Raw genomic sequence first — 12,291 nt, 5'->3', positions numbered from 1 at the left:
AGTCAACCTATTTATAGCAACTGCCAAAGCAGTTAGGGGCTAGGGGCTAGGGGCTAGGGGCTAGGGAAAGAACGGAAAGAACGGAAAGAAGGGAAAACGGGGAAGAGAGTTAATGGTTTGGGTCATGAGCGAGTCTCTTAACCGTTGTGGCAGTTGCTATACTGGTTTTTAGCAGAAATTTATCGCCCGAATGCTGAGCCCCTACATCAAATTTATAGGCAAGAAAACACGCCCTAACCCCTAACCCTCTACCCCTTCTTCCCCTAGTCCCTAGCCCCTAGCCCCTAGCCCCTTCTTCCCCTAGCCCCTAGATAGATGGCTCCATTGATGCTATAGCATCGGGAATTGTTTCTGAGGGAGCCTCAAATTCGCCAGTGATTACATATTCTAATCGCAGTTTCAACCAAGTAATGAATTGAGGATCGGTAGAAACGATCGCCACAGAGGGCTGAGGACATTTTGCCTTAATCTCTGCCATTTTCGGTGCTTCTAGAAAAACTGGTTGCTTCACCAACCAAAAATCAATTTCTTTTTCCTGTTCTTTATAATGACGAGTTCGCTCTTTAAGAACTTCTTCAAAAGGTTCTTCCTCAAGCAAAAACTTTTGGCTAGCTAAAACGTAGTAGTAGGTTTGCATTTTCCTTAGTAATAAAAAACAGTCAATAGTCAACAGTTAACAGTTAACAGTTAACAGTTAACAGTCAACAGTTAACAATCATCAAAATTCGCCTCGCATAGCTTGTTTCATTTCGCGGATGGCCCGCTCCAAACCAACTAGTACGGCCCGACTGATAATGGTATGGCCAATGTTGAGTTCTTCCATACCCTCAAGGGAGGCTACTGGGTGAACATTTGAGTAAGTAAGACCGTGACCGGCGTTAACTCGAAGACCGGAGGCGATCGCTAACTGACATCCCTGGGCCAATACAGCTAACTCCCTTTTCCGGTTGGCTTCAGCACTAGCCTCAGCATAGATACCCGTGTGCAATTCTATAAACTGCGCTGCGATCGCCGCCGATGCCTCAATTTGGATAGGTTCGGCATTGATGAACATACTGACGGGAATGCCAGCACCTTGTAACTTATCCACAACTTCACTCAACCGCTGCTGGTTCCCCGCGACATCAAGTCCTCCTTCCGTTGTCACCTCTTGTCGGCGTTCCGGTACCAGAGTAATGTAGTCCGGTTTGATATCGAGAGCGATCGCCACCATTTCATCAGTGGGAGCCATTTCTAAATTCAGGTGAGTCATCACCGTCTGTCGTAAAACACGAACATCCCGGTCTTGAATGTGCCGCCTGTCTTCCCGCAGATGCACAGTAATACCATCAGCACCGGCCAATTCTGCTAAAGCGGCCGCTGCTACAGGGTCAGGTTCCACCGTCCGGCGGGCCTGCCGAATCGTGGCAACGTGATCTATATTCACGCCAAGTGTAGGCACTCTCAACCTCTCTGTCATGTCCAGACTTTTTCGCCTCTTACTTTACCTCATTAGCTGTCACTTTTGATAGGTAGATGGCTATTTAAAGAGTTAAACCCAAAAAATATTCTTCTGTCAATATTGTTTTTGTGTTAGCTAAGTATAATTGTTGTGTCTAGACCCTCAAAAAAGTAGTATAATAAAATTTCTTATCGTTAATCTCTCCAACTTAAACTCACGCTCGCTCTGAAGACAGAGGATTGTCACCCTACCCGCTATGAAAGCACAAGCATCGTCAAAACTAAAAACTCTCGGAGCAGCAGCTTCCCAAGCAATTGAGAAATATTTCGAGAAAATCATAGCTCACGAAGCCGAAGTGCTCGCAGATCGAGACCCCGAAGAACTACACCAAATGCGCGTCGGCATGAGACGTTTACGCTCTGCGGTGACGGGTTTTGCTCCTGTTATAGATCTACCAAAAGAAGCCAACGAGAAAAGAATTGGTAAAATATCTCGTGTTTTAGGAGAACTCCGAGATTTAGATGTGATGCTCGAAAGCCTCCAGAAACGCTATTATCCAATTTTGCCATCTAAAGAACAAGAAATATTAGATAAATCTTTGCTGCACTTGCTCAAAGATCGGCACCGCGCTTTAAAAAAAGTTCGGGCAATCTTGGAAAATAAACATTACCAACTATTTAAAAAATCGCTGCGAGATTGGCTAGAAGAACCGCGCTATCATGGAATCGCACAGTTACCAATTGAGGATATCCTGCCAGATTTACTACTACCTCAAGTCAGCGAAATGTTTCTGCATCCGGGTTGGTTAATAGGTGTGACAGAGGAGGAAGGAGAGATTATAATCCACGAAGATATGACTTCGGAAATCCTAGAACAGAAATTGACAGAAGGAGGGGAAATTCTTCACGATCTCCGCAAACAAGCTAAACGAGTGCGCTATTTAATGAGTTTATTTACTGAATTTTACGGTGAGACTTACGAAGCTTATCTCGGAGATGTCAAAGCCATTCAAGAATATTTAGGGGATATTCAAGACAGTGAAGTTCTAGGAGAATTTCTAGCTGATATATTTGACTTTGATATCCAGAAACAGCTTCCCACCTTAGCAGAAATTATGGCAAAAAGTCGCTTTGAATCTTGGCAGAAATGGCAACTTTTGCAGCGGCGGTATCTTACTCCTGAAATTCGGCAAAATTTCCGCTCAGAATTGATTCGACCAACGGTGGGGGCTATAGAATCCTGATTACAAGTTAATTTCTGTCACGGCAATATTGCCAGAGAAACACACATCCACATCAGTACCGGGAGCGCGAGGGCGTTTCCCGTATTCCCCAACATAATAAAAATATTCCCCTTCAATCCGATATTCTACGGGCAAAGGTTGCGTAGAAAGCGGGCAAAAAACAATAGGTGGATCTGGTGTACCCGGTTGCAAATGGGGTAAATTTACATTCCAGAAACTACCCGGTTTTGGGGGAAGATTGAGTAACTCTGCTAAAACGCGAGATGTCCAGCGAGTTGCCAGATCCCAGTCAATTGCTAGAGGTTTTTTAATCCAGTGAGAAATTGCGATCGCGGGTATACCTAACATCGCCGCCTCGCGGACAGCGGCCACCGTCCCTGAGATATAGATATCCGCCCCCAAATTGCCCCCCGGATTAATGCCAGACAGCACAAATTTAGCTTGAGGACAAACGTGAGTTAAGGCAACGCGAACGCAATCAACAGGCGTACCGCCAATAGCATACTCAAATTCGGAGCGGCGATCGACATGAATAGGAATGTGAGTTGTAACTTGATGGCCGCAACCAGATAATTGACCTTGAGGAGCAACTATAAATACTTTGTCATTTACTGCTTTCAACAATGCCTGAATGCCAGGTGCATCTATTCCATCGTCATTGGTTAAAATGAAAGTCATATTACATTGTTAATTGTTAGTGGTTAGTGGTTAATTGTTAGTCGTAATTAGCAATTAAACGTAGGGTGGACGCTCGCTGCCTCAATACTGTAACTTATAGCTACATCCAATTAAAAATTAAACGTTAAAAATTAAGATTTTAAAATTTAATTTTTAATTTTTAATTTTAGCAGTTGAGAGCTTGATTTTTGGGAGTTGTAGGGTGGGCGATGCTGATAAATTATTCTGGACTCATGGACAGAGATTATAGTAGTGCAAACTCTATAAATGCTTGCTCGTCGAACTAACCTGCTACTGATGCTGACGGTTTGAAAATTCCAGAAATTTAGGTTATACAGGTACTTAAATCATACTCATCTTGAATATTCTTGATTCGGAAACTAGCATTAAATTTTTTCTTAAACTGAATTTGTAGCTGTTGTATAGTTGTTGCTTGTTGGGGTACTCGTGTAGACACAACAAAACATAGCTTCTTTATTTTTTGGGGATTTTTCGAGAGTAATCTAATTGTTGATTCTAATTGTTTAACAGCTTGTGAAGTATCGCTTCCCTTCAACTCCACATATATTTCTACTGTATCATAAGGAATAAGTGCGTAGTCGCAACGTAAAGTCTCATTGTCGCTGATAACGCAGCCATCAACCTTAATTATTAATATTGGGTCTTGATTCAGGTTGAGGAAGGTTATTTTACTTTTATTCTCCTGCAAGACAATTTTTTTGTCGGATCTATATTCCTCACATTCGGGAAGACTTTTCATATTACGATTCAAACTAAGTTTAGGAGTTTATCAAATTCAATAGCTAGTTCATCAGAAACAGAATCAATCACTCGTGCATCTATTAACCCAGTATCAGGACACACAATACTACTACATTTTCCATCGGTCAAAACATAGGCTGAGAGATCGGAAACATCTAATGATTTGTATCTAGATACAATCTCTTCTAGTTGATGTTGTATATCTTCGCTGGACTCTTGATAAAGAAGCCCAGCCTGAAGTAGATTATTAAGTGCTGTCAAGACATAGGGACTATGGGTAGTTATGAAGAATTGAAGTCGCTCTTTCCGAGAATTAAATACAGTAGCGATCAATTCGATAATATTACGCTGTGCGCTTGGAAATAAATGCGCTTCTGGCTCCTCAATATACACTGTTTGCCCGCCACCAGAGGAAGCTAGAAAAGGTAGTGCAGCTAGTATAATTGTCAGAGGCAATGTTTCCTGTTGACCGGAAGATGAGTTCGCAACACTAATGCGTCTTCCATCAGCAGCCTCCAGAAAATCTTTGCCTTTTTCATGTATATGCTTACCGCATAGAGACTTCTCTATTAACCTGTTTATTTCCTCTTGGATATCTTTCGTATATTTATCATTAATGCGATATTGTATACCTAAATTTTTTATAGTTTCGTATATTGAGCCAAATGATCTTAGAAATGGATCTAAAGTATTATTGTTTGACAGAAAGGAAAAAATATTGCTCTGAAGATTAGCAAAAAAGGAGCGACCAGCAGGAATAAAAAGCTGATTAAAGGCTGCCTCTCGACAGATAGATCTGCTTAGAGATTCTACCAAGTTATCTCTTAAAATTAGTCTGCTTAAAGATAACTTATCAAGATTAACATATTGAGTATTTTTTTCAGAGCTTGCCTCTCTTAATTTTTTCATTAAATTGCGTAGGTCTGTCAGTTCTTTTTTTAATAATTCTGAATAACTGAGGGAAATCCTACCTTTGGTATCTTGTCTTCTAATTTCTATAAAAACATTGGAAATTTCATACCTTATAAAAAAATCTTGTTTTCCCCAACAATCTTGAGGAAAATACTCCTCAAATTTCTTGGAATAGTTTAAATCCAGATTACGTTTTGTCAGCTCATTCTCGACAACAGATAAAACTTCCCAGACGAAGTTCTTAAAATAAAATAGAAGTTTGGCGCAAACACTTTTACCACTGGCTTGAGGGCCAATAAGTATATTTATTCGCTTGACTTCAATCTCTAAATCCTTGATGCCAGCAAAGTTTCTAATTATTAATTTTTCAGTCATAATTTTAACTCAAGCATGGTAAGGGATTATATCATATTTTAACATAAAACTTTTACATTCAGGGAAGGCGATCGCTGCCAATAAATTATCTCCCACTCATATTATGTCCGGCAAATTACTTGCGATCTGTCATTGTCAGGACTTACGCACCCAACCAAAGAAACCGGGTTTTTTTACGAAAATACTTCGTTATGACCGACAGATTATCTCAAAAACCCGGTTTCTGGAACCATGAGCGTAAGTCCTATAAGTCCTACTCAAGAAACTAGAAGTTGATAAATAGCGATCGCTTCATCTTTCCCTCTCACCTTCACAGAGTGATCTACCAATTGCAACCTAAAAGCCTCTGGATGTCGGATCGCACTGACGATAGACTCTGTTACCAACACCGCACAATTGTAATGTCTAGTCAAACCTTCAACTCGCGACGCGACATTTACCGCATCGCCGATCACTGTTGAATCCATCCGCGAAGTAAAACCTACCGTACCCATCACCACTTCCCCTCGATGAATGCCAATCCCAATGTCGATCGTCGGTAGATTTTTGCGCGATCGCCCTTGATTGAACTCTGCGAGGTTTTTTCGCATGGCTGCGGCTGCTTCTAGCACGCCGTCAGTCGCCTCATCTTCAAAGAGCGCCATAATCGCATCGCCGATATACTTGTCGATGAAACCCCCAGCTTCCTCGATCGCTAATCCCATACAAGCTAAATAATCATTTAAAAATATAAAAGTCTCCATCGGCGTTAACTGTTCCGACATTGACGTATAGCCTTTAATATCAGCAAATAAAATCGTGATTGTCCGCTTCGAGGCGGTACCAACTTGGATATTTTCAATACCCTCAGAGGCGATCGCGCTTAAAAATTTATTGGGCACAAACCGCTCAAACGATGCTACTGTTCTTTCTAACCTGCTAAACGACTTTTGCAAGGCGATCGACATCTCATTAAAAGAAGATGCTAAAGCGCCAATTTCATCACTAAGATTAATTTCAGCGCGATGATACCAATCCCCCGCCGCAATTTTAGCAGCACTCGTTTGCAAGCGCTGCACGGGCTGGCTGAGCTGCCTTGCTAATATATATGCCCCCGCCAGACCAAAACTGAGGGCAAAGGCCCCAATTGCTAAGGCCCGCTCGATCGCCTCATTCACGGCACTCTCAAGGGGTTTAAGGGAAATACCGATGCGAAAAGTACCGATTTTATCTCCAGAAGCAGTGCTAATCTCCGCCGCCACTTCGATGACGCGATCGCCCCGCGCCGCCCTCAAAGTACCTGTGGGAAACTCTATATCCCGCAGCACAAATGTCTCCACACCGAGGCTTCCTGCTTTGGAAAAGATGCCTGCATCCCTCATTGAGGCCGATCCCGCCAATCGAGTCGATCGCTTGCTGTACTGCTTTAAAGCTACCTGTGTCACGGCTAGCGGCACGACATCGGGTATGTACTGTTCTTGAAACTCAATCGGTGATGAAGCGACAATTTGATTAGAAGCGCGATCGTCTGAGACTAAAATATAGACAAAATCAGGATTTCTTTTCAGTAGCAAATCTAGATTCAGGCGGATTGTACTCCAATTTTGTACTACGAGTTCCTTTGTAGATAAATTGGCGAGTGCTACAGCCAGGGAATGCGCCGAAACTAACTTTTGTTCCCGGTAGCGATCGCCCTCACTCACCGCAGAGAACCACACCACCGCCCCGACAATCGAAACAATCAACAGCGTTGTTGCTGTCATAATTCGAGTGTGGATAGAGTGAAATAACGTTATTTTCATTTTTAGTTATTATTGATTAATAGTTAACAGTTAACAGTTAACAGTTAACAGTTAACAATTATTCAACATCAAGTTCTTCAACAAAAGTTAGCCAACGGCGATCGTCATCGATGGGGGTTTGAAAACCGCCACCGCTGTAGCAACTTGCAGGAATTGCCAGAGTAACGGGGCCTCCAAGTCGTGACGAGATTGGTTGGTAGCTGTCACCCCATCGCGTTACTAGCAGGATATCGCAGTCACGAACATCAGCCGATCGCAAGCGGATGGGATTTTTGGGATCGCGGGATACCGCAGACTTACCCTTAACAATAACTGCATCACGATTGGCGATCGCGACATTCCCCGCAGTGAGAACATCCCGCACCCGCACCCCGTGCAGCTTAACCTTGCCTATGGGCCACCCTTGGCGGTAGCCAACAGCCTCCTCAATAGTAATTTGCGGCAGTCGATCGAGAGCATTGCTGTCAAGGATGCGGTTGCCAATGCGTATTTGTGCGGGTTCATTGCCAACGATCGCGTGAGTGACATAAAATGCCCAAAATCTCTCCGCATACACCTCATGTAACTGCGGGTATTCGCTTTGAGGAAACACCAGAGATAAAGGGCCCCCTTCACTACGAGGAATTGGTCGGCCGTCACGCTCCACTGCTAGGATAATTGGATAGCGGCGTAAATCCTTGATGCTGACTGTTGAGCGAAAACCGTCATACCCCAAAAATGTGACATTGGTGGCCTCTGGTTTGACCCCCAAGCGATCGAGCAATTGCGAAACCACAATCCCTCGAAAATAGAGAATGGCATTCAGGTTTTTGCTATTGTGAGGCGAAGTGGTGTTAACGCGAGAAGTTGCCAGCGCTTCCAATTCACTCCAACTGAATCTCTGAGTACCTTTGGCAATTTGTCCGCTAACAAAGAACTCCCACTCCTTTACCTTGGTAGTCTTTGCCTGCTGTGCAACCATAGCATTGTTATTAGCGATCGCTTCGGCCCGCCATTGAGCCAACTTAGCCTCCTTTGGCCGCTGACTGCATCCGGGAAGCAAAATCGCCAATAGGGTGAGAAATGAGGCAACTCGGAAGGTAGGATTAAAAATAAATAAATTCGGCATTTTCTAGTCCCCATCTAGGGATTAAACATGATTTTACTTTCATTGTTTCCACTCTCTAGAATAATAGTTTTATTTTCTCCTTCACTTTCTCCTTCTCCTCCTAAAGTATGAGCGACCAACAGCCGAAAACTCAATTTTGGAAAAATTGCGGAATTTTTCTGAGTGGTACTCTCGTGGGAGCAGTGCTAGCTTTGGGTGGTGAGCTAGCGTGGAAACAAGTGCAGTTATCAAAAAATGAGGTAGAAATTCAGCTACCATCTGCAAATTCAACTGCGGTAAAGCCTGCTTCCTCTGCACAACAATTTACTATTCCGCCACCACCACCAAATACGCGATCGCAACCACTTGTAGCATCACCAACACCTCTAACTCAGCCTTCTCAAACTTCCCTGACAAATATTCCCAAACTCCCCTCAATCTCTCCCACACCCTCTCCTTCTCCAACTTTAGCTACAACTGAGCGCGTTAGCTTTGAAACTGGCGCTACAGGTACAACTGTTCGCGACACTTTACAAGCAAATCAATTAAAACGTTACACTCTTAATTGCAGCAGCAATCAGGAGATGACAGTAAAGATTGAAGAAGGAGCTGTTAGTGTAGATATTATCGCTCCTGATGGTGCAAAACTTGGCACTGCTTTCGGTACTGTTCAATGGCAAGGTAAACTATCCAATAGCGGCGATCATACTATTGAGATTTCGGCTCCAAATCAATCAAATTATGCTGTTAAAGTTGAAGTCAAGTAATTGAATTTGTTAATTGTAATTGCAAGGTGGGCGCAAGCCGCAAAAAGTTTGCGATCCATAGATATAGATCGTTTTTGGCTTCCGCCCACCCTACGTTTAATGTTGTCCACAAAGCTTAGCTACATTACTAATTGATAATGTTGGACGGTGGGAAATGGATCGTAAAAATGATGTAATAAAGCCCGCCATTCTTCATACTTTGGTGATTGTCGAAATCCAATAGTATGATCTTCTAAACTCTGCCATTGCACCAGTAGAATATAGCGGTTTGTATCTTCTATGCAGCGTTGAAGTTCGAGAGAAATATACCCTGGCATAGAAGAAATGATTTCTGAAGCTGTTTTGAAAGCTATTTCAAATTCAGCGGTTAAACTAGGTTTCACATCGAGAATTGCCACTTCTAAGATCATCAGCCTAAACAGTAAATTTTTGCAGGAGTGAGGCCAAATCTGTAACGCCGCCGTCTCGTCGGTAAAAGTACCGTCAATATAGCTGCAATACGTAATTGGTATAACAAACAGTTAACAGTTTTACCCACACCTTCTAAAAGCTTTGGATAAGAATCGCGATGCCAAAAAGGAATTAACTGCTGAGACGGATAATTTGCCCAAATTTCAGAACGCCATAAAATTAACTCTTCACCTAAATATTCTTTCAACTTTTGTAGCAATATTGTGTCTTGACACAATGCCAAAATTGCAGGCGAGTCCAGATGCCTTTCCATGTGAAATTCCTTTTTAATAGTTTGGATTAATAGCAACAATAAAGAACCAAACTCTAATTTAAACAGCAAACGAAAAAAGCTAACTATCAATAACTTTTTTGGTGGTTTTGGCAAAATATTTTGTAATGTTATTTTGGCAATCTCGGCAATTTCTACTTGATTCAAAGCCAGAGAATATGGTAAGCTAATATTAGAGTCATTTTCTCTTACTCTTGAAACTTTATTTTCCTGTGAATTGCCACCCGTCCACAGTAAACTACGTTCCCATAGTTCTTTAGCCAATTCAGTATCTTTAGCAAGATCGGGAAGCATAATTTCCTTACCTTTGCGATCGTAAAATCTACCGCTTACACCCTCAAAAATGGGATCTATTGCAGTTAAGATTACACCCGCAGCACCATCTTTAAGCGAAACACCTAAACCCAAATACCGACTCAATCGGTGTCCGAAGGTAATATTAGACTGCACAAACCCCGGATGCACTGCATTAACGCTCACATTGGTATCGCTTAACCGCCGCCCTAATTCCGCAGTTAATAATAATAAACATAGCTTAGAAACAGCATAAAGTTGAAGAAAATTTAATGGAGTTTTTTTAACTAAAGAGTCCCAATTAATTGCAGTTGGTCGCAAGGCTAAGTCAGAAGCCACCATCACAATTCTACTGGTGGCTGAATTTTTGAGGTTTTCCAGCAATAAGTAAGTTAACAAAAAATGACCGAGATAGTTAGTTCCCCAAATCATTTCAAAACCTTCTTTTGTTGTCCCAGAATTGTTGAAAATACCCGCATTATTGACTAATATCTGAAGAGGAAGCTGCTTTGACAAAAATAGATCGACAAATCTGCGTACCGAGTCAAGAGAAGATAAATCTAAAGGGAGAAATTCAACCTGGGGATTTCCACTTTTCTGACGGATATAATCGACAGCAATTGTGGCTTTGGCAATGGAACGACAGCCAATAAATACGCGATTTCCCAATTTTGCTAGACCTACAGCAGTCATCAGACCTATTCCAGAGTTTCCACCCGTGACGATGCAGACTTTCTGATTCTTAACCTGATTCATATTTTTCCTGTCAGGATTATCCGTTACCACAAGTGTTGAATGTTAATTAACATCTTATCAAAAAAATGCCTTCAACTTGCTCGCTAATTTTTACCCTCGTCTTTAGATAGTAATGGAAAAAAGAGAGCGAAATTTTATTAAAGTCAGGACTTACATTCCTGGGCCTAGAAACCGGGTTTTTGAGAGAATCTGTAGGTAACAACGAAGTATTTTCGTAAAAAAACCCGGTTTCTTTGGTAGGGTAGATAATCTTCCCTAAAGTTTTGGTAGACTACAAGAGCAATAATAACTTAAATTTTTATACATCAGCAAAGAAACGCATTCCCGAAAAACTTGCCCCCGATGGAACGCTACAATAGGCAAGTATAATTATTGTAATAGCGATCGCACCCAAAACCAACTTAAACAGGACTAACGCACTGAGGGCGAAAAATCAAAGCTTGAGATTGCTTCACTACTTTTGCACTACTACCCCGAAACCATTAACAAGAGCGATCGCGACATACCGAATCCAGCGCATTAATTTATCCTCAGCTACCCAAATGGGTTTTACCTAATTTTAGGATAAATAGAGAATTTAATTATAAGATTTTTAGAATGGGAAAAAGCAATCGGCTTTTTTTACTGCGGTGGACGGTTGACTCGAATCAATTTCCCCGTCAATATTTCTTCCGCAGAAATAGCCTCATTAATTCGCGTCGCTAACCTCTGAAAATTTAACTCTTCCGTGCAAACAATGATACCAGTATGGTTGGGGTGCGAGCGATGCAGTTTCATATAATCGCGACGATTTCCCGTCAAAACCGTTCGCTCAATACTAACAGCAAAAGCTAACACTTCTTCGTCAGGAATCCCCTGGTTTGCTTTGCCGGCTTCCTGTACTGTTAATACATCGTGACCCAAAACGCGCAGGAAAGCTACAACTTGCAGGGGGAAATTTTCATCGGTGTAAAGACGTGCCACTTTTCAAACTTCCTCATTTTCTTGCATAACTTCATCATTTTCTCTAATTGCTTGTTCAATTTCATCTGGATAAGCATCAGCATAAGCCCACGCATTTACCAAATCAGCAGCAGTCAGATGTGGGAATGCTTCTAGGATAATGGCATCCGAACCACCTAAACGACGATAATTTATCAGCGACCAAACGGGTATGCGAGTATTGCCAATACAAGCATCACCACCGCAAACGCCAGGAGTTTTTTTTATGCCTAGCGAGCCGCTGCTTACGCTTTGAAGTAAAAATTCTATAGCTGCGGCTTTATCTGCGATCGTTAAGGCAGCAAGATCGATTTTCAATTCGGTTATTGTCATTGTTTACTATCTCATTGATACGAAAGTAATATTGTTTACTCTATTATAATTATAGCTAATTCACCTCTCCAAGTCAACCTGCTTAACTTCCTCCAAAGAAACGCATTCCATAAAAACTTGCCTACTATTGAAGATACTA

General features: G+C 42.0%; 13 protein-coding genes. 2 read left to right on the top strand and 11 right to left on the bottom strand.

What is annotated here, in order from left to right; genetic code table 11:
* Positions 1-307 precede the first annotated feature (307 nt).
* Complete coding sequence (locus OSCIL6407_RS0102805; RefSeq protein WP_007354641.1) at positions 308-637, bottom strand: MgPME-cyclase complex family protein; 330 nt, start codon at positions 635-637, stop codon at positions 308-310.
* Positions 638-718: 81 nt separating this feature from the next.
* On the bottom strand, positions 719-1,441 hold the full coding sequence (locus OSCIL6407_RS0102800) for a pyridoxine 5'-phosphate synthase (protein WP_026103638.1): 723 nt from the start codon (positions 1,439-1,441) through the stop codon (positions 719-721).
* 256 nt (positions 1,442-1,697) lie between these two features.
* Here OSCIL6407_RS0102800 and OSCIL6407_RS0102795 point away from each other — a divergent pair, with 256 nt between their 5' ends.
* On the top strand, positions 1,698-2,684 hold the full coding sequence (locus OSCIL6407_RS0102795; protein WP_007354639.1) for a CHAD domain-containing protein: 987 nt from the start codon (positions 1,698-1,700) through the stop codon (positions 2,682-2,684).
* Here OSCIL6407_RS0102795 and surE read toward each other — a convergent pair whose 3' ends face one another.
* From surE to OSCIL6407_RS0102770, 5 genes are all read right to left on the bottom strand, one after another.
* The gene (gene surE, locus OSCIL6407_RS0102790; RefSeq protein WP_007354638.1) at positions 2,685-3,362 is read right to left on the bottom strand and encodes a 5'/3'-nucleotidase SurE; all 678 of its coding nucleotides are present in this window, start codon (positions 3,360-3,362) and stop codon (positions 2,685-2,687) included. It lies immediately after the preceding gene.
* A gap of 325 nt (positions 3,363-3,687) precedes the next feature.
* Positions 3,688-4,122 (bottom strand): hypothetical protein, encoded by a 435-nt coding sequence (locus OSCIL6407_RS0102785; protein ID WP_026103637.1) that lies wholly within the window; start codon positions 4,120-4,122, stop codon positions 3,688-3,690.
* Between the two features lie 8 nt (positions 4,123-4,130).
* Positions 4,131-5,411, bottom strand: coding sequence for an AAA family ATPase (locus OSCIL6407_RS0102780; RefSeq protein ID WP_007354636.1), 1,281 nt, complete (start codon positions 5,409-5,411; stop codon positions 4,131-4,133).
* Positions 5,412-5,668: 257 nt separating this feature from the next.
* Positions 5,669-7,192 (bottom strand): adenylate/guanylate cyclase domain-containing protein, encoded by a 1,524-nt coding sequence (locus OSCIL6407_RS0102775; protein WP_026103636.1) that lies wholly within the window; start codon positions 7,190-7,192, stop codon positions 5,669-5,671.
* A 58-nt stretch (positions 7,193-7,250) separates the two neighbouring features.
* Complete coding sequence (locus tag OSCIL6407_RS0102770) at positions 7,251-8,300, bottom strand: molybdopterin-dependent oxidoreductase (protein ID WP_007354634.1); 1,050 nt, start codon at positions 8,298-8,300, stop codon at positions 7,251-7,253.
* A gap of 107 nt (positions 8,301-8,407) precedes the next feature.
* Between OSCIL6407_RS0102770 and OSCIL6407_RS0102765 the strand changes: the two genes are divergently transcribed.
* Complete coding sequence (locus tag OSCIL6407_RS0102765) at positions 8,408-9,046, top strand: hypothetical protein (protein ID WP_007354632.1); 639 nt, start codon at positions 8,408-8,410, stop codon at positions 9,044-9,046.
* Between the two features lie 119 nt (positions 9,047-9,165).
* On the opposite strand, the gene OSCIL6407_RS0102760 is transcribed toward OSCIL6407_RS0102765, so the two are convergent.
* From OSCIL6407_RS0102760 to OSCIL6407_RS0102745, 4 genes are all read right to left on the bottom strand, one after another.
* A complete protein-coding gene (locus OSCIL6407_RS0102760) occupies positions 9,166-9,456 on the bottom strand; it encodes an antibiotic biosynthesis monooxygenase family protein (RefSeq protein ID WP_007354631.1) in 291 nt (96 codons plus the stop codon).
* Complete coding sequence (locus OSCIL6407_RS30210; RefSeq protein ID WP_456077477.1) at positions 9,456-10,868, bottom strand: SDR family NAD(P)-dependent oxidoreductase; 1,413 nt, start codon at positions 10,866-10,868, stop codon at positions 9,456-9,458. Before OSCIL6407_RS30210 ends, OSCIL6407_RS0102760 begins: the two co-directional genes overlap by 1 nt.
* Positions 10,869-11,459: 591 nt before the next feature.
* Positions 11,460-11,801 (bottom strand): DUF5615 family PIN-like protein, encoded by a 342-nt coding sequence (locus OSCIL6407_RS0102750; protein WP_007354629.1) that lies wholly within the window; start codon positions 11,799-11,801, stop codon positions 11,460-11,462.
* Positions 11,802-11,804: 3 nt separating this feature from the next.
* Positions 11,805-12,152, bottom strand: a complete 348-nt coding sequence (locus OSCIL6407_RS0102745) for a DUF433 domain-containing protein (protein WP_007354628.1) — start codon at positions 12,150-12,152, stop codon at positions 11,805-11,807.
* Between the last annotated feature and the right edge of the window lie 139 nt (positions 12,153-12,291).

Origin of the sequence: Kamptonema formosum PCC 6407, assembly GCF_000332155.1 — a bacterium.
Lineage (GTDB): Bacteria > Cyanobacteriota > Cyanobacteriia > Cyanobacteriales > Microcoleaceae > Kamptonema > Kamptonema formosum.
The sequence above is the reverse complement of the archived record's forward strand: the minus strand, read 5'-3'. Positions and strand labels throughout refer to the sequence as shown.